This is a genomic window from Leeuwenhoekiella sp. W20_SRS_FM14 (assembly GCF_052119605.1).
Classification (GTDB): domain Bacteria; phylum Bacteroidota; class Bacteroidia; order Flavobacteriales; family Flavobacteriaceae; genus Leeuwenhoekiella.
In genome coordinates this window covers 757524-776135 of sequence record NZ_JBGQOK010000001.1, presented here as the reverse complement: position 1 = coordinate 776135, position 18612 = coordinate 757524, and the positions used below count along the sequence as shown (strand labels likewise).

Sequence of the window (18612 nt, the reverse complement as noted above, 5' to 3'; positions counted from 1 at the left end):
TGAATGTGTTTTCTTAGCAAAGGCGGTCGTAGATTTTTAATTTAGCGTTATGAAAGATACTACGCGTCATCAGGGCAAACGCCGTCTGTTAGCTCAGATTCTCGAAAAAAAAGGAATAACAAATAAAGACGTGCTTGATGCCGTACGCAAAATACCGCGTCACTTTTTTATGGATAGCAGTTTTGAGGATCACGCCTATCAAGACAAGGCTTTTCCTATTGCTGCAGACCAGACCATTTCACAACCTTATACGGTTGCATTTCAAACGGAACTACTTGAATTAAAAAAAGGAGCCGTAGTCTTAGAAATAGGAACGGGGAGTGGTTATCAAACAGCCGTACTTTGTGAGGTAGGCGCAAAAGTATATAGCATAGAACGCCAGCAAGAATTGTTTAGAAAAACAAAGAATTTTTTAGCAAAATTAGGATACCGTCCCAAGCGTTTAACCTTTGGAGATGGTTATTTGGGAATGCCTGAATTTGCTCCTTTTGATGGAATTATTGTAACTGCAGGAGCTCCTTTTATTCCTAAACCACTACTTGCCCAATTAAAAATAGGAGGTAAGCTTGTGATTCCTGTAGGTGAAGAAGTACAAACCATGACCCGCATAATTCGCAAAAGTGAAACCGACTTTGAAAAGAAAGAGTATGGGGAGTTTAGATTTGTTCCGCTATTAGAGGATAAAAATTAAATGGAACTATTCTTTTGCCAGGATGTATAGTGAAACCATACCAAACCGGCAGCAGATACTAAAGTAATAATATAAACAGGTATGTATTTAAGCTGACCCAATTGAGAAATTGAATGTATATCTGATAAAGCCCAAAGTATAAATATTAATCCTACAAGCCATACAAGGCTTGCCGCACGCAATTGTTTTATAAACGTTTTATTTTTTTTAAAGTGTTTTGAAGATTGCATAATCTCTATGATTTTTAGTAAAAATTGGTAATAACTTACAAAAATCAAGATGAAAATCCAAAAACAATTGGGGTTTAAAATAAAAATCCGGATGTGTAACTGTCAGTAGTTAGCACATCCGGACTATTAATTTCGTGATATTAACAGCGATAAATCTTAATTATTTTGCTAAGAATACCTCTTTAGAATCTAAAACAAGTTCCTCTTTACCATTTTTGATACGCTCAGCATTAATTTTAGAAACGTATTTCTTTTCAAGATTTGTATACATTTTCCAGGCATCTGCAATTTGTTGCTCATAAGTTTCTGTATTTGCGTAACGTACCGGCGCAGGTTTTTCAAACATACCGGCAACCTCATTATAAAGCAAATTCAGTTTTTCTCTTAATTCTGGTTCTGCTTCCTGTACATAGCGATCCCCGGTGGTTATTACCAGTTTTGCTTTTAACGCTGTCAATTCTTCTACTGCTTTAGTTGCATTTTTTGTAGCATCTTCTTTTAACAATTCTACTGTAGAATCTATGCGATATCCTAAATACGCCAGATCTTCTATTGCGTTAAAAAGACGAAGGGTTAATGCTTTATTTGCTGTACGGTCTGCATCTGTTACCATAGAATTAGGATCATTTTTAACACTTATACGATGTTCATAGATTTCTTTGCCTTTTGTGATAACGACGTTGTAGTCACCGGCGTCTACCTTAGGAGCTATTACAAATGAGGGTATTTTACCTACAGCAACTTTAGGGGCTTTCTTTAAATAATCCCAATAAACAATATTAATACCTTTAGATTTTCCAGGAACAGGTTCTGCAATGAGATTTCCTTCTAAATCTTTGATATGCATACTCATTTTACCAAATGTATGGCGCTTTTTCATATAGTACATGATTTTAGCCATACTGCTGGGATTCTCTCCTACAAACTCGGTTTCTGTACTTGTACCACCAAAACCACTTTCTTCTTTTATAATACCTGCTGAAGTTTTAAAGAAGTGCAAATCTTCTTCTAAAACAGCATCATTAATTTGTCGTAGCGGTGAAATATCATCTAGTATAATAATTCCTCTTCCGTGTGTACCTAAAACCAGATCTGAAGTTCTTTTTTGAAGTTCTATATAATGTATTGCAACTTCAGGAAGGTTGTTTGTAAAATGAGACCAGTTTTTGCCACCGTTTGTTGTTATAAAAAGACCAAATTCAGTACCTAAAAATAATAGATCTTTTTGCTCATAATCCTCTTGAATATTACGTGCAAATCCTTTAATGTCTGAAGTTACAATAGACTCCCAGGTTTGACCATAATCTGAAGTTTTGTATACATAGGTATTCATATCTCCTGTAGCATGCCCATCAAAAACAGCATAGGCAGTGCCGGGATTATGTACACTTGCTTCAATATGATACACCCATGTATTTGCCGGTAAACCGGTAATGTTTTTTACAACATTATTCCATGATTTACCTCCATCACGTGTGATTTGTACATTGCCATCATCTGTACCCACCCAGATAATTTTTTCGTCTATAGAAGATTCGGCAATGGTAAAAATTGTAGTGTGTGTCTCTGCACCCGATTTATCTGCAGATAAACCACCTGAATTTAAATCTTGCTTTTTAGGGTCATTTGTTGTTAAATCTGGAGAGATTTTAGTCCAGGTATCACCCATATCTTCAGACTTATGAAGATACTGGCTCCCCATATAAAATCGATCTGGAGCGTGAACACTGAGTGCCATAGGTGCATTCCAATTAAATCGTAGCTTCTCATCGTTTTCTGCAGGCGGAGCAACATTTTTTGCCTGATTTAGCTCCGTATTAAAACGCCATACATTTTGAGCGCCTTGCATTTCTGAATAAATAATAGGTTTTGTAGCGTGTTTAAGCACTCTAAAACCATCACCGGCTCCTATAAGATTCCAATCTCTGGCTTCAACGCCACCAGGAGATGAGGAAGGTCCATACCACGATTGATTATCCTGAAGTCCGCCATAAACATTATAAGGTGTCGCGTCATCTACGGAAACATGATAAAATTGAGAAACCGGTAAATCCTGTACCATTTCAAAATTAGAACCGGCATCCCAGCTGCGATATACACCACCATCTGTTGCTGTATACAGACGATTGCTATCGTGAAAATCAAAAACAATATCATGTATGTCTGAATGCTGTGGACCTAAATCCTGAAATGTTTTGCCACCATCTCTAGATATCGATCCAAAAAGGCCGCCTTTTACAAGGATATCTGGATTTTTAGGATCAACTACAAGTCTTGCAAAATAAAAGGGACGTACAGTAAGACCAAAATCATTATTAAGCTGTTTCCAGCTAGTTCCTGCATCTGTACTTTTATACAGGCCATTTGTTTTTTCTGATTCTGTTTCTACTGCAGCATAAAGAATAGAGGAGTCTGAAGGTGAAAGCGCTAACGCAATACGACCAAGTTTGCCATCAGGGAATCCATCATGAATTTTATTCCAGGTTTTACCAGCATCTTTACTTTTGTAGATAGCACTGGTGTTTCCGCCCGATTCAAAACCCCATGGTGTTCTGCGGAATTTCCACATGGAAGCGTAGAGCACATTGGGATTTTTAGGATCAATTAGGAGTTCTGCCGCACCAGTAGATTCATCTGTGTACAGTACTTTCTCCCAGGTTTCTCCTGCATCATTACTTTTATAAATACCACGCTCTTCACTATCTCCCCAGAGTGCACCCATTACAGCAACATACATCTCTTTATTATTTGAAGGATTAATAGCTATAGCACTAATACGCTCTGAGTTTTCAAAGCCTTTCTTTGTCCAGTTTATACCACCATCTGTAGATTTATATAAGCCATCACCCACACTAACCGAGTTGCGTGTCCAGATTTCTCCTGTGCCCACCCATACAGTTTTATCAGGATCTGTAGGATCTATTTTAATAGCACCTATACTTTGAGCGTGCTCGTCAAAAACAGGACTAAATGTTGCGCCACCATTAATAGTTTTCCAAACACCACCACCCGCAGCTCCTGCAAATAATATGCGGTTGTTTGTGGGATGAGCCTCAAGGTCGATAAAACGACCACTCATAAGAGCAGGACCTATGTGACGCGCTTGTATGTCACCAAATAGTTCTTTTCCTCCAGGTGTATTTTCTTGTGCTTCATTACTTGTAACAAAAAGTAATAAAGCACTAAATGTGAGTATTAATTTTTTCATTTTTTGTTAGTTTAAATTAAATAAAAAAGGGTGTCTATTATAAAAATTGACACCCTTGAAGAATTCCCATTACGGGTAATTAATGCTGAAAATTATTCACCGGGATATGCAAAAATTGTTTCGTCAACTTCAGGGTTTACGATGATTTCGCTCATTTCAAAAGGTTGTCCTGCCTGGCTCATAGCAAAAGGAAAGTATAGACCTTCTACTTCCTGATAATCGCTCATTACGATATTTACATCTTGTCCCATTTGAGAAGTCTCGATTACAATAGGAACAAAATTTTCTGTATCAAAATAGTAATAGCTTATACTTGGAGTTTCTACACCATTAACCATTACCGGCTCTTGTGTAATTTTTACTTTGTAAGTTTCTGCACCTTCTTTAGTTTCGGTACCTATATATTCTACAGCATAACCATTCTCTTTATAGTTAAGTAGTGGAGAAGGAAAGTCATTTTTATTAAGTGCCATATTCTGGGTCATTTCTTCAGAAGACTTTTCTGGTTTCATAGACATAAAATTTGTGGTCCAAAGATTTGTACCATCATACGCCATTTGCGTTATTTTCTGACCATTAAACTCAATTACCACGGCTTGTTTACCATCTTTAGTGTTGTACACGGTTACCGGAATAGACATCCCACCTTGATTGACTGTAGCAGACATCTTAGTGGCATTTACTTCAGCCCAGGCTTCAGCACCACCGGTGTTTTCTACATAGTTCGCAATAATTTCTTCTGCAGTTTGTGCAGAAACCGTATTTACAATTAGCACAAGTGCTAGCGTAAAAAGAGATTTAAATACTTTCATAATACTGTAATTAGTTTTTTTGCTTGATTGTTAGACAATAAGTGCGCCATTATGTTACACAGATAAGATCTAAAAATAGAAATTTATTTATAATGATTTGTTTTAATAAATACTTGTCTTGTTTTAAATATGGGATTTATATATTTAAAGCATAGCTGTATAAAGGGATAAATTTTTATACGCCTATACTTAATACATCACTATGCAATTCGGTAAGGTAGAAAATCCTGAACATATTCACTTCACATTACCAGCAGATCATCCGGATACTGAGGTTTTACTAAAAAGGAAAGCCGTTTCAAAAAAGGCTGTACTCTATGTAGGATGTGCAAAATGGAACAAGCAGGATTTAAAGAATTTCTATCCTAAAGGAATACGTGATGAATTGGATTATTATTCGCGTCAATTTAATTCTATTGAGTTAAATGCTACGTTTCTAAGGCTTTTTCCGAAAGAGCAGTTTGAAAAATGGTATGCGCAAGTTCCGGCAGATTTTCGGTTTTTTCCTAAAATCACGAGAAACATAAGTCATTTAAAACGACTTGTTAATGTTTCTGAATTGATCCCTGAATATCTCGAGCACACTTTATTATTAAAAGAAAAGCTAGGTTGCATTTTTTTACAGATGCATAATAATTTTCAGCCTAAAAACTGGGATAGAGTAGGGCAATTTATAGAATCCTGGCCAGGTGAAGTACCTTTAGATATAGAGTTTAGGTATATAAATTTGTTTAGCAAATCTACAGTTTCAAAAAAAATGTATCGTCTTGATTCAAAAAATAATTTCTTTCAGGTTATAGAAATGAATAATTAACCTGGTTTTGACCTAACTATTCTCAATCAAGATAAAATAACACTACACTAAATTTATGAGAAAATTAATTGTTATCGCTGGCGTGTCTGGATCTGGCAAAACTACAATAGGCTTACTTTTAAGCGAAAAATTAAATATTCCATTTAAGGATGCAGATGATTATCACCCACAGGCTAATGTAGATAAAATGAAAAGTGGGCTGCCACTTAATGACGAAGATCGTAAGCCCTGGTTAGAAATTTTAGATGAGAAATTACAGGAGTGGTATAATGAGGAAGGAGCAATTCTTGCATGTTCTGCATTAAAAGAATCCTACCGAAAAATTTTGGCAAAACATGTAGACCTTTTTTGGGTCTTTCTAGATGGCTCTTTTGAAACCTTAAAATCTAGACTAGATAACCGTAAGAATCATTTTTTTGATCCTCTATTGCTGCAGTCGCAGTTAGATACGCTTGAAAGTCCAGATTATGGCATACATGTTTCTATAGATCAAACGGTAGAAGAAATTGTAGATGAAATACTCAAGAAATTAGATTTTTAAGTTATGGATTATCAATTACTATTTGCGGTAGTGTTTGGAGTTGCCTTACTGCTAGTTCTCATTTTAAGGTTAAAATTGCAGGCGTTTCTCGCATTATTAATTGTTTGTGTTTTTGTAGGTGCGTTTAGTGGTTTGGCACCTGATGTTATTTTAGATGCGATCACTAAGGGAATGGGTGGCACGTTAGGATTTGTAGCTACTGTGGTAGGTTTAGGTTCGCTGTTTGGAGCTGTATTAGAACATTCTGGCGGTGCAAAGCAAATAGCTCATTATCTTATACAAAAATTCGGAATTAAAAAAGCTCCGTGGTCAATTATGCTTACCGGGTTTCTAGTAGCGATACCGGTATTCTTTGATGTTGCTTTTATAATCCTCATACCTTTAATTTACGCCCTGCAGCGTAAAACTAAAAAATCACTGTTATTATATGCATTGCCCTTGTTAAGTGGTCTCGCAGTAACCCACGCGTTTATACCCCCTACACCTGGGCCTATTGCAGTGGCAGATATATTGAATGCAAATTTAGGTTGGGTAATTGTTTTTGGATTTATTACAGGTATTCCCACTGCTGCTGTTGCGGGACCATTTTTCGCTAAATACATTTCAAAAAAAATACATATAGAAGCCCCTTATGAATCTTTAGAAAATGAAGATTCTAGTATTAATTTATCACCTACAGGGTTGGTTTTATCTATAATTTTTCTTCCTATAGTATTAATTGTAATCAATACCCTAGTAAATAGCCCTTTAGCAGCTAACTGGAATTTTCCTGAGCAGGTCTTATTTATTTCAACATTACTAGGTCATCCTTTTACCGCTTTAATTTTAGCAAACTTAATAGCGTGGTATTTTTTGGGAGTTCGTCGTAATGTAAGTAAAGATGAACTTCTAACGATTTCTACAAAAGCACTTTATCCCGCCGGAGTCATCATATTACTTACGGGAGCCGGTGGTGCGTTTAAGCAAATACTTATAGATACGGGTGCGGGATTAATGATTGCCGAATCATTAACGAGTGATTATTTTCCTCCCGTAATTTTTGGGTTTATTATAGCCGCTATCGTACGTATTATGCAAGGTTCATCTACAGTTGCGATGATTACAGCGGCGGGTATTACAGCCCCTTTGTTGGGTATATCTAATTATAGCGAAATGCAATTAGCAATACTTGTAATAGCAATAGCGGCCGGCGCATCTGTATTTTCACATGTAAATGATAGTGGGTTTTGGCTTGTAAAACAATACCTAGGATTATCTGAAAAGCAAACTTTTAAAACCTGGTCTATATTAACAACCCTTATTGCTTTTATGGGATTATTTGTATCTACGGTACTCTGGTATTTAGTTTAATTCTTGGGATCTGTATTTGAAGATTTAGATTCTTGTAAATCGGGTTGCTTTTGAGATTGTTCAATACGTAATGGGGAGTCTTTAGCAGCACCGTAAAGTTTAATTTCCTGAATATCTGCAGGCATATAGTAACCATTTTTTTCAAGAGCTTCTTTCACCGTACGAACAACATTTCCTTTGGTTATTAATGCCATACGACGAAAATCTTTTGTGTCTACCCAGAAAAACACTTTTAAATTTACCGTACTGGTAGCTAATTCATCTTCAATTACAAAATTCTCGTGCTCCTCATCTTCGATAACATTGGGTTCACATTTTAGCGTTTCTAATATCACTTGCTTTGCACCATCAATAGTATCTTCATAAGCAATCCCAATAATAAAACTCCATCTGTAAAAGCCATCTTCGGTATAATTAGTTACCGGTGTGGTCAATACATCACTATTGGGGATGTAAACGTCTTTACCATCAAAGGTTTTTAGCTTAGTATATCTAAATTCAAGGGCTTTTACTTTTCCGAAGTTATTACCTATCTCTACAGTATCGTTAACGTTAAATGGGCGATTAAAGGCCAGAATGATACCTGCTATAAAGTTTTCACCTATATCTTTAAAAGCAAACCCCAGTACTACGGCACTAGCTCCTGCAGCTGTTAAAATACCTGTAGCTATACCACCAAGACCCGCTGCTCTTAAGGCGAGCATAATTGCGATAATGAAAAACGTAATTTTGATTGCCTTACCTAAAAATCGACTCATAAGAGGATCTGCAGTTTTTGCAGAAATTCGTCTTCTCGCAAAATTACCTATCCAAGCCCCTAATAGTAAACCCAGAATGATTATTAAAATCCCCCAGGCAATTCCCGGCAACTGATTTATAAAATTGTTATAATAATTAATAAAAGCATCAGATACCGTTTGTAAATCCTGAATTAAGAGTAATTTCATAACAATTTCTAGTATTTGTAACGTTAATTTTCTTTACGGGTATCTTTTTGGCCAGCTTCTTTTTTTATAATATCAAGAGCTCTTTTTAATTGATTTTCTGATGGTGGTTTAGGCACTTGCTCCTGAGCAATTTCTGATTCTAAACTCAATTTTGCATACGACGGAAAGTGATCAGAATTTATATCTTCACCCCTTTGAACATCAATAACTCTAAAATGTTCTGAAACAAATATATGGTCTAGAGGCCACCTCATAATTTGACTTTTTGCACTAAAGGTGTTAAACAAACCACGGCCAATGCGAAGATCTAACAACTCACTAACATTTTTAAAAAGAGCCGTTGATTCTGACCAGGCGACATCATTAAAATCACCAATAACTAGCACAGGTAGTTTTGAATCTCTGCTTTTAAATGCAGTTTTCATCATCTCAGCATCACGATCTGTAGACATGGGGTTATGCTGGGGCATAGGCGGTGTAGGATGAATCGCAAATAACTGTATGGTATCTCCTGAAGCCAATTTAACCTTACTATCTATTGATGGAATACTGTCGTCTATAAGAAAATGAACTTCAGGATTTATTAATGGAATTTTAGAATAGAGTAGCATTCCGTAAGTATTATCAATGGGAGCTCCCTTGTAAAATTTATATTTTTTTGAAAGTGTAGGATCTACAAATCTGTGCCATTCTGTATTTGCTTCAAGAAGTAAAAGAATATCAGGGTTTTTTGCAGCAACCTCTTTTAAAAGCGATTGTTTGTCCTCATTTTTCTGAAAGACATTAGCTACCAAGATACTCAATTGTTTATTAGGATTATTTTGCTCACTTCTATTTACTTCAAATTGAGCTAATGGTGTATAGGGATAAATTTTTGATATTTGATATACAAAACATGCAATCATAACACTCATAAAAACATAGTCTTTAACCCATTTTATATCAAACTTTAAAAGATAAGCTAATATTGCTGTAGCCGTTAAAATGGTAAGCTGCGTATGTGGGAAATCAAAAACCCGAATCCACCAATAATCAGCTGCTATAAGTGGAACTAAAGTGAGCAATATAGCTATCGCTCCAAAAATGTGGAGAATATTTTTAAATCTCATAAATGATTGGTTAGTTGACCTGCAACCTACCTATTTTAGAGATTTCTATGCGTTAAGAAATTGGTAATATCTCGTGACGAAGGTTCTTCAAATATCTCAAGGTCAAAATATTTTACTGCGGCTATAATATGGTCAAAAATATCTGCCTGTATGTGCTCATAATTTTCCCAGCGTTTATCGTGACTAAAACAGAAAATCTCTAAAGGAATACCTTGAGAAGTAGGAGCGAGGTGCCTTACCATAAGAAAGAGATCTTTATTTATTGCAGGATTCTCATATAAATACGCATCGATATACTTTCTAAAAACACCAAGATTTGTTTGGTTAAGACCATTTATAGGTAGGCTGTCATCTACCTCGTGACGTCGGTTTGTGCGTATTACCTCTTTCTCCATATGTTCTATATAAGGAGCCACAAGCTGAATTTTTTTTAGTTGTACCAGATCTTCAGAAGTAAGAAAGCGTACAGAATTTTGTTTGATAAAAACCGATCGTTTGATACGTCTTCCGCCACTTTCCTGCATTCCTCTCCAGTTTTGAAACGAATCTGAAATAAGACTGTAAGTAGGAATCGTAGTGTAGGTCATATCCCAATTCTGAACACGTACCGTAGCAAGATTGATTTCGGTTACATTACCATCTGCACCGTATTTACTAAAGGTAATCCAGTCTCCTATACGCACGATATCATTAATAGATACTTGTATTGAGGCTACAAAACCAAGTATCGTATCTTTAAATATTAATAGTAGAACTGCAGATGCGGCTCCTAATTGGAGCACAAAATTCATTGCATTTTTGTCGAATAATTCAAGAATAAAAAAGAAGATCCCAATTCCCCATAAAAAGAGCATGGTTACTTGTAAGTAACTTTGTAATGGCTTGTCAAAATACTGCTCTTTAGTCTGAAAATAATTACGAGCGGTACGCAGAAGGCTGCGTATAATTTTTAAAATTAGAAGTATTACATAGGTATTAAAGGCTTTTAAAAGCCAATATGTAGTATCGGGATAATCCTTTAATAATTCTAAGAAAAACCATCTAAAAACTAATAGTGGTATTATATGACCTATGTACCGCGGAAAGTTGGTTAAGATTAGAAAATCATCAAACGAACTTTTCGTTTTATTACTGAAGATTTTAAAGACTTCTATTATAAATCTTTTCAGAATCTTATCTACCAGGGTAAGTACAAGAATAAATATAAAAGCATTTATAAAAATCGTCACCAATTCTGCATATACCGGTGATACGCCGAAATCTATAATATTTCTGGAAAAATCTTTTAAATAGCTATCTAGTCTGTAAGCCATAGTCTGGGTTTGAACGAGCAAAAGTAGTGATTAACTGCAAAGATCAAGGTTAATGATAAACCAACTTTTTAATTTGTTTTTTAGGCAATTTAAAAGAGAATTTTAGAATAAGACATAAAACCAGAAACAGCCCTAAATTAGGGCTGTTTCTGGTTTTATATAATTTTGCTTTACTGTTTTATTTCATATTAATAACAGAAACCTTTTTAGCAAATTCTACATTATCACGGGTTATAACTTTAATGATATAAATACCGTCACTCCAGTTACCAGACGGAATTACAATTTTAGATTTTGAACCTTCGTTTAATTTAGAAACTAAAAGTTTTCCAGAGATATCAAATACATTTATTTCTTTTAAATCTGTCTCTAAAGGGTTTAAAACTGTTAATTCAGCGCGATTGTTATTTTGGTAAACAGCGAATGATTTTTTCACTTCTTCTGCTACTTCTAAAGTTGCTGCTTTTGCATCTTTAAAAACAATCTCAAATCTTTCTTTGTACGTACCCTGAGGTAATTTAATCTCATAGGGTCTGTTTAAAATATCATGGTATTCATCTGTTTCCTTGTCGTGCAGGAAAATGCTTTCGTCTGGCACAAAATTAAGTTCTAAGACCTGCATTTTAAAAGTATTAGTCTCTTTGTTTCCAGATATTTTTAAAGGTAAAACTGCATCTATATCATAAGGAAAGAGATTGATGATAACATCTCTAGGAGATTCTTCTACAATAAAACTAACATCAGAAGGTAAAGCATTTACATTGTCGCCATCACCTGCGATATCAAATCCCATGGTAGCATCATCATAAAATACTCCACTTATTTTTCTATAATATGTGTCATTAATATGTGTAGTAATTCTAAATTTTGGCATAACCAATAAACCTTCCTCATCATAAGTTAATTGATTTGGCTTTAATGAAGCGGTCGACTTTTCAGAAGATTTTTTCGACACTTTCTTAGGTTCATATTTGCTTTTGAATTGAGAGTTTGCACTTTGAGATTCCTTAATAAAATATCTAAATTCATTTTTAGCAGTTACCACTCCGTTTGCAATTGCCTCAACAAAAAATCCCTGGCCTACAGGAGCCCAGTATCTTGGTATATTTTCTCCCTCTAGACCGGTAGGCACAGGGTCCATGACATAAACAACGTTACCATCACTATCAAAAACTACATTACCATCAGTGTCAAGTTCTGGGAAAAATGGATAAGGATTACCATCAGGGTCGTTTATAGGGCCCCCGTTTTCCACTGTGTTAGGCCGCTCAGTTAAAACTCGCTCTCCATCATTGTCATAGGTTATAAAAACAGCGGGAGAGTATTCTCCTGCAGAATTACAAGCTAATAAAGGCGAAAAGGTACCATAGCCACCTTGATAATCTTGTATGTAATGTGATTTTACATTAGGGTCTGATTCCCAAAAGTATGCAAGACCAGTAATTGAATTATTTACAGCCGTGGGTGCTGTTGCCGGATCAAAAGTACCTATACAGTCTGCCAACATAGCACTACTAGCGCCAGAATTAGATAATAAGTAAAAACTCAAGTTCATAGCAGAAGGATAAGGGTTTCCAACAAGAGATAAATTACTTGCTGCTACGTCAACATTTATAGTACCATTGTTTGGGCGACCTCTAAAATCTATAGGTACAATTCCTGAAGGACTTGTACCATTACCCAGTCCTTTCATGGTAAATCCTTCGCCCGCTCGAGTAGGGTTAGTTGAAGAAACCTTGCTCCAACTACCATAACCATTACTTGCGACAAATTTGTATAACCAATAGGAGGATAAGCTAAAATCATTAATACTAGCTATACTACTATTGTAATTTGTAGTGAATATAACTTCTGAAGCCCCCAAAGGATCTGATGCGTCAGTTTGATAAAGACCTCCATTATCATCACCACTCATATAAAAATTAACATTGCCTGTATTTCCGTTACCGGAGGCTGATTTTGTAGGATCGCCCACAGGAGAAGTCCAGTAATGGTAATCCCATAAATTTCTTGTATTGGTTTGTAGCAAGGAGATAACTCCATTTCCTGCATTTGGGCTAGCATCATTACCTTGTATTAATTGCCCTTCATCTCGCATATATAAATTACCGGCATCTTGAATAGGAGATCCTTCTAACTGAATATTTTGAGTTACATAAATAATTTCACCTTTGTTGTAAACATAGGATGAAGCCGTATTATCACCAATATATAATTGACCCGAAGCCAAAATGGGTAACATCAAAAAGAAAAAATAAGAGTATAGTTTTCCCATAATAGAATATTTTTGTAAATATATGAAAATTAAGATATCTGCAATACACTTAAAAGATATTTTTGCGCTTTTAAACGATTGCTTTTCAACGGTTTTATGAAAATAAATTTACAGGTAGGACAACGTATTTCCCTTATAGATGATAATTTATCTGGCGTTATTACAAAAATAGTGGCTGATGAGATTTATTTCAGTACAGATGATGGTTTTGAACTTTCAGCGAACAGATCTCAGGTTATTAAGGATGAGGCTTTTGATGTTGCTATCCCGGAAGACATAGATTTACTATTGACTGAGAAAGAAAAAGTATATCAAAACAAGAAAATTCCTACTAAAAAATTAAAAGGGGTTGTTCCTCCTATGGAAGTTGATTTGCATATACATCAACTTACATCTTCAGAACGTGGGCTTAGTGCTCACGATAAACTCAATCTACAAATAGATACGGCAAGACATAAATTAGAGTTTGCCATAAGAAAACGTATTCAACGTATCGTTTTTATACACGGTGTGGGTGAGGGGGTGTTACGTGCAGAGCTTGAATATCTTCTTTCAAGATATGATAACATTAAGTATTACGATGCTAATTACCAACAATACGGTTTAGGTGCAACCGAGGTTTATATTTTTCAGAATTAAAGATGCTTTATTTTAATTAGGGAAAGCGGGAGTTATTGTTATGGTTTGATTGGGAGCACTATACTCTCCAAAGAATAAATTTTGTTGACGTATAGTTTCCTCACCGTTATCTTTAATAAAAACAGCGTTAGTAATATTTATAGTTAGTGTAATAGTCTCTAAATAATAAGTGTGAGTTCTATAAGTATTCACGCTATAATCTACAGCTACATTATTATTTAAATAATCCTGACCTATAGAAATATCTGTAGTGTCATTGTTTGGGTTTAGATCTTGATCTTTATCTTCATTTATCGTAAGAACTCCATCACCATCATCATCATTATCTATAAAATTAGGTCTTCCATCACCATCGGTGTCTAAAGAGGCTTCATAATTTATAGATCCATCTGTATTGAAAACGACACCCTCCTGATTTGTAGGCACATTATCACCATCATCATCAAAGTCGTAAATATTAGGAATTCCATCACCGTCAAGATCTTCAGTAAGATTGCCTTCTGCATCTTCTAAAAGTATTTCAAATTCGGCATCTATGCCATCACGATCATTATAATCTCCCTGTGTTACTATTGTAAGCGTTCCTTCATCACTTATATATTGTTCGTTAACTGTAGGGGTGGCAGGCGGTATTTTAGAGCAAAAATAGTCTGCATCAACGTCTCCATTGTAAATTCGATAGGAAATAAAAGAATCTGCACTGCTACCCAAATTATATGTGTAAGCCCCACTGCTGTTGGGAGCTTCTAAAATGGGGTCACTTGTACTTAATGTAAATGCTAAAGACTCGTTAGTGTCGCTATTTATTTTGTAAAAAATATAATTTGTAATAGTGGTATCATTGTTATCTAGAGTAACTGTACTACAATAATTAATAGCTAAATCTGTAAAATCAAATGAAGTAACAATAAGATCTCCGTCATCACAAGATTCAAAAAATAAAACAGAGCATACTAAAAATAGGTACTTCTTCATAATAAAATCACTTTAGCGCAAAAATAGGAGAATTGCACATTACTAACGGTTGTAGGTGGTAAATAATTTTATTGTGGTTAATTTTGCAGGCTCTAAAACATACGAATGACTCAAGTTTATTTTGATAATGCTGCCACAACAGCTATACGTCCCGAAGTAATTACGCGCATGATTCAGGTTATGAGTGAGATACCAGGAAATCCTTCTTCAACTCATGCAGTTGGCCGTAAAGCTAAAACAGTAATTGAACAGGCGCGTAAAACCATCGCCGGCTATTTAAATGTTACTCCTGCCGAAATTATTTTTACATCAGGTGGTACAGAGGCAGATAATCTGATCATAAATAGTGCTGTTCGGGATTTAGAGGTGAGGCATATCATCACAAGTCCTATAGAGCACCACGCAGTTTTACACGTAGTAAAACATTTACAATTAGCATATGATATAAAAATATCTATGGTGGCTATTAAAGACTGCGGAAGCATAGATTTAAGTCATCTTGAAGAGTTATTAGCTTCAAATTCTGAAAAAACGCTTATAAGTCTGATGCATATTAATAATGAGATAGGCAATATGCTCGACTTAAATGCTGTTTGTGCGCTTGCTAAAAAATACAGCGCACTCTTTCATAGTGATATGGTGCAGTCTGTGGGACATTTTGATATTAATCTTAGTGAGGTTCCGGTAGATTTTATAGCTGCTGCAGCGCATAAGTTTCACGGACCCAAGGGTGTGGGTTTTGCTTATTTACGTAAAAACAGCAAAATTAGGCCGCTTATTTTTGGAGGAGGGCAGGAGCGCGGTAGTCGTGCAGGAACTGAACCTGTGCATAATATCGCAGGTATGGAGGAAGCACTTATTCTAGCGCAATCAAATCTTATCGCAGAGCGGAAACATATAGAAAACATTAAATGGTATTTTAAAGAACAATTAGAGGCGCACATACCGGGAGTTCATTTTAATGGAAATTGTCACGACGGAACAAAAAGCACATATACCTTGCTAAATGTGTGTTTACCCGTTCCTGCTGATAAAGCTTTAATGCTTTTATTTCAACTCGATTTAAAGGGTATTGCGTGTTCAAAAGGAAGTGCCTGTCAAAGTGGAAGCGATCAGGGGAGTCACGTTTTAAATGCATTTTTATCTAAAGATAAATTAGATAAGCCTTCTATTCGGTTTTCATTTTCACACGAGAATACTAAAGAAGAAGTTGATTATGTAATTGAGACGTTAAAACAGTTTATTGCTTAATTAAAAGCGAGCGCTAAGCCGTATGTTAAACACTCTGGGCGAAAGATAATTAGGGACAGCATATTGTTGTTGAGATGCGGCATCACGCACAAATGTATTGGTGATGCTGTTTTGGCGATCAAAAATATTGAAGATTTCAAGTCCAATATTTAACTCTTCAACTATAGATTTTTCAGATTTTAATGATTCTCGAGTTAGTATCGAGTATGCAAACCCTACATCTGATCTAAAATAAAAAGGCAAACGTGTCTGGTAATCATAGGTATCAACATAGGAAGGAGAACCACCAGGCAGCCCGCTTTGATATACCATATTTATATACAATTTTAAATCTGGTATTGTAGGTACATAATCTTGAAACAAGACCCCTAATTTTAAACGTTGGTCTGTAGGTCTTGCTTTATAACCTCTATTATTTATGTTTTCTTCAGTTTTTAAAATACCAAGACTAACCCAGCTGTCTGTACCCGGTACTAACTCACCAGAAAGTCTAAAATCAACTCCATATGCATATGCTTTTGCATCATTTGCTGCCTTATAACGTATTCTAACATTCTCTAAGGTATAGGAATTTACGTTAGATAATTCTTTATAATACACTTCGCTGATTAATTTAAATGGCCGTTCCCACAGCTCAAAGCTCCAGTCATTTGCGGCTACAAAATGAATACTTTTTTGTGCTTTTACATTAGGTAGTACTGTACCCTGAGCATTTCGCAATTCTCTATAAAATGGGGGTTGGTAATAAATACCCGAGGCAATTCTAAAAACCATATCGGCACTCCAGTTTGGTTTAACGCTAAATTGTGCTCTTGGGCTAATTACGTGTTGGGTATTTGAAGTAAGATTTGTACCGCTAACATTCCACACTTGAGAGCGTAAACCTAAATTATACCAGGCTTTTATGATATTTAGTTCTAAACGTTTACTGTATTGTAGAAAGGCAGAAACACGATTAATTTGAACTTCATTTTGAGCGCGAACATTCGTAAATGCTTCTAATGGTGCATCAAAGGGTATATAGGGTTGCTGGTTTTGAATACGATCTAAAGGCGGTCGTAAAGAAAATCCGGCAGAATCTACGATTTCATACTCCTGAACCCGATCGCGAATAGATTCGTGAGCAAATTTTAATCCCCAGTCTAATTGATTTGTACCTTTTGAAAACTGTCCCTTATGCTGAATATTAACAATTAAAGCATCAAGGTTATTACGAGCATGGGTAAGTTGAGACCCTATGGCTTCAGTAAAATCAACTTCACCGGTATCGTTTCCGCCAATATTAGAGTTCGGACTTCCTAATGCATACTGGGCAAAAATGTCGTAATATTCTTGTTCTTTCGTATGATAAGCAGCACTTATAATCTTTAAATTTAAATTTTCAGTGGGTTTATAAGTTGCAGTAAGGGCTCCAAAATACGTCTCATACCGGTCAGATTCCTGCCCTTCATAATCTATAATTAAGGCAATAGGATTTGCTAAGGTGCCAAAATTAGTTTGTCTCGTAAAGGGTTTATAATCATAACGGTTTACAGCTAGATTTCCCAAAAAGGCTAGTTCAAACTTAGGGTTAAACGTATAGATAAGGTTGCTTTGAAGATCTGTAAATTTTGGTTTGTAATTGGTTTCAGTCTGCTTAGCATCTACCAGTAAACTATTGTCTCTGTATCGCGCACCTACTAAGGCTGTAAATTTCTTAGTTTTACTTAGTCCTTCAGCAGAAAGACTAACACCTAATAAGCTTAAATCTGCCGAAGCCGCAAATTCTACTGGCCGTCTGTAGGTTATATCTAGTACAGAAGAAAGTTTATCACCATACTTAGCCTGAAACCCTCCGGCACTAAAACTTACATCGCGCACAAGATCACTATTTACTATACTCAAACCTTCTTGCTGGCCAGAGCGTATAAGAAATGGTCTGTAGACTTCAATATCATTAATATAAATTAGATTTTCGTCATAATTACCACCGCGTACAGCATATTGAGTGCTCAGTTCATTATTGGCGCTAACTCCCGGTAGAATCTTGAGTAAATTTTCTACTCCGGGATTTGCTCCCGGGATTTTTCTAACAGTTTCGGAATCTAAATTCACGATACCTTCTATGCGATTCTGATTATCTGCAGAAATTATAACCGTATTTATTTGTTGAATACGCGTACTTAAAACAGGGTTAAACTCAAGGATTTCGTCAGGTTTAAGTGAGAATGAAGCAGTGGTAGTTTTAAATCCCACATACGAAAACTTAATTTCTACTATAGAATTTGCCGGTATTTCTAAATAATAAAAACCGGTCTCATCTGTTTGTGTACCCAGATTACCGCTACTAATATTTACACCCGATAAAGGTTTATTAAATTCATCAAATACAATCCCGTTTAGTGCGGCACTTTGGGCATTTAAGACCGAAAAATTACCCAGGATAACAAGCACTATAATAAAAGAAAGTATTTTCAA

Annotated in this window: 15 protein-coding genes; 6 read left to right on the top strand and 9 right to left on the bottom strand. The window is 35.6% G+C overall.

Translation table 11 applies throughout. The annotated features are described in order from the left end of the window. The first annotated feature begins 49 nt into the window (after window positions 1–49). Entirely contained in the window at window positions 50–691 is a 642-nt protein-coding gene (locus ACEN25_RS03275; RefSeq protein ID WP_441801634.1) for a protein-L-isoaspartate(D-aspartate) O-methyltransferase, read from the top strand. Here ACEN25_RS03275 and ACEN25_RS03270 read toward each other — a convergent pair. From ACEN25_RS03270 to ACEN25_RS03260, 3 genes are all read right to left on the bottom strand, one after another. Continuing rightward, window positions 688–921, bottom strand: a complete 234-nt coding sequence (locus tag ACEN25_RS03270; protein WP_028375170.1) for a hypothetical protein — start codon at window positions 919–921, stop codon at window positions 688–690. The two genes, ACEN25_RS03275 and ACEN25_RS03270, sit on opposite strands and share 4 nt — an antisense overlap. 160 nt (window positions 922–1081) lie before the next feature. Further along, a complete protein-coding gene (locus tag ACEN25_RS03265; protein ID WP_441801633.1) occupies window positions 1082–4129 on the bottom strand; it encodes a WD40/YVTN/BNR-like repeat-containing protein in 3048 nt (1015 codons plus the stop codon). Window positions 4130–4221: 92 nt separating this feature from the next. After that, window positions 4222–4941, bottom strand: a complete 720-nt coding sequence (locus tag ACEN25_RS03260) for an outer membrane lipoprotein-sorting protein (protein ID WP_441801632.1) — start codon at window positions 4939–4941, stop codon at window positions 4222–4224. Window positions 4942–5143: 202 nt separating this feature from the next. On the opposite strand from ACEN25_RS03260, the gene ACEN25_RS03255 reads away from it, so the two are divergent. Genes ACEN25_RS03255 through ACEN25_RS03245 form a run of 3 tightly spaced genes read left to right on the top strand, consistent with a single transcriptional unit; the run spans window position 5144 to window position 7646 of the window. Continuing rightward, window positions 5144–5755, top strand: a complete 612-nt coding sequence (locus ACEN25_RS03255) for a DUF72 domain-containing protein (RefSeq protein WP_441801631.1) — start codon at window positions 5144–5146, stop codon at window positions 5753–5755. Window positions 5756–5810: 55 nt separating this feature from the next. Continuing rightward, window positions 5811–6296, top strand: a complete 486-nt coding sequence (locus ACEN25_RS03250; RefSeq protein WP_441801630.1) for a gluconokinase — start codon at window positions 5811–5813, stop codon at window positions 6294–6296. Window positions 6297–6299: 3 nt separating this feature from the next. Further along, the gene (locus ACEN25_RS03245) at window positions 6300–7646 is read left to right on the top strand and encodes a GntP family permease (protein ID WP_441801629.1); all 1347 of its coding nucleotides are present in this window, start codon (window positions 6300–6302) and stop codon (window positions 7644–7646) included. Here the strand turns inward: ACEN25_RS03245 and ACEN25_RS03240 are convergent. The 4 genes from ACEN25_RS03240 to ACEN25_RS03225 form a co-directional block, all read right to left on the bottom strand. Next, window positions 7643–8593, bottom strand: coding sequence for a mechanosensitive ion channel family protein (locus ACEN25_RS03240; RefSeq protein ID WP_441801628.1), 951 nt, complete (start codon window positions 8591–8593; stop codon window positions 7643–7645). The two genes, ACEN25_RS03245 and ACEN25_RS03240, sit on opposite strands and share 4 nt — an antisense overlap. Before the next feature lie 23 nt (window positions 8594–8616). Further along, window positions 8617–9702 carry an endonuclease/exonuclease/phosphatase family protein gene (locus tag ACEN25_RS03235; protein WP_441801627.1) on the bottom strand — a complete coding sequence of 362 codons (1086 nt, stop codon included), beginning with the start codon at window positions 9700–9702 and terminating at the stop codon, window positions 8617–8619. Between the two features lie 35 nt (window positions 9703–9737). After that, window positions 9738–11015, bottom strand: a complete 1278-nt coding sequence (locus tag ACEN25_RS03230) for a mechanosensitive ion channel family protein (RefSeq protein ID WP_028375178.1) — start codon at window positions 11013–11015, stop codon at window positions 9738–9740. A gap of 178 nt (window positions 11016–11193) precedes the next feature. Then, window positions 11194–13290 (bottom strand): T9SS type A sorting domain-containing protein, encoded by a 2097-nt coding sequence (locus ACEN25_RS03225; RefSeq protein WP_441801626.1) that lies wholly within the window; start codon window positions 13288–13290, stop codon window positions 11194–11196. A 96-nt stretch (window positions 13291–13386) separates the two neighbouring features. On the opposite strand from ACEN25_RS03225, the gene ACEN25_RS03220 reads away from it, so the two are divergent. Continuing rightward, entirely contained in the window at window positions 13387–13929 is a 543-nt protein-coding gene (locus tag ACEN25_RS03220; RefSeq protein WP_441801625.1) for a Smr/MutS family protein, read from the top strand. A gap of 12 nt (window positions 13930–13941) precedes the next feature. On the opposite strand, the gene ACEN25_RS03215 is transcribed toward ACEN25_RS03220, so the two are convergent. After that, a complete protein-coding gene (locus ACEN25_RS03215) occupies window positions 13942–14904 on the bottom strand; it encodes a hypothetical protein (protein WP_441801624.1) in 963 nt (320 codons plus the stop codon). Between the two features lie 105 nt (window positions 14905–15009). On the opposite strand from ACEN25_RS03215, the gene ACEN25_RS03210 reads away from it, so the two are divergent. Beyond that, window positions 15010–16155: a cysteine desulfurase family protein gene (locus ACEN25_RS03210; RefSeq protein ID WP_441801623.1), complete on the top strand. Its 1146-nt coding sequence runs from the start codon at window positions 15010–15012 to the stop codon at window positions 16153–16155. Here the strand turns inward: ACEN25_RS03210 and ACEN25_RS03205 are convergent, their stop codons facing one another. Continuing rightward, a complete protein-coding gene (locus ACEN25_RS03205; RefSeq protein WP_441801622.1) occupies window positions 16156–18612 on the bottom strand; it encodes a TonB-dependent receptor in 2457 nt (818 codons plus the stop codon).